Below are 405 nucleotides of genomic sequence, written 5' to 3' on the forward strand. Positions count from 1 at the left end.
CGCGATCATCGCCCCACCCGAGGGCAGCGCCTGCATCAGCCGACCCCGCGCCGCCACCAGCCGCGCCGCATCCGCCAACGACCACACCCCGGCGACATGCGCCGCAGCCAGCTCACCGATCGAATGACCCGCCACGAAATCGGGACGCACACCCCACGACTCCACCAGACGGAACAACGCCACCTCGACCGCGAACAACGCCGGCTGCGTGAACTCCGTCCGGTTCAGCACCACATCATCGGCCGCCTCGAACACCACCTCCCTCAGCGGCGTGTCCAGATGCCGGTCCAGCTCCGCCACCACCGCATCGAAGGCCTCCGCGAACACCGGGAAGGCCCCGTACAGCTCACGCCCCATCCCCAGGCGCTGCGCACCCTGCCCCGTGAACAGCACCGCCAGACGGCC

The 405-nt window shown here is 70.4% G+C and carries 1 protein-coding gene; it reads right to left on the reverse strand.

Annotated elements, in window-relative coordinates; genetic code table 11:
* Nucleotides 1-405, reverse strand: a 405-nt coding sequence (locus IH80_RS40405) for an acyltransferase domain-containing protein (protein WP_037882455.1), incomplete at both ends; no start/stop codon positions are given.

Origin of the sequence: Streptomyces sp. NRRL S-378, from assembly GCF_000720645.1 — a bacterium.
Lineage (GTDB): Bacteria > Actinomycetota > Actinomycetes > Streptomycetales > Streptomycetaceae > Streptomyces.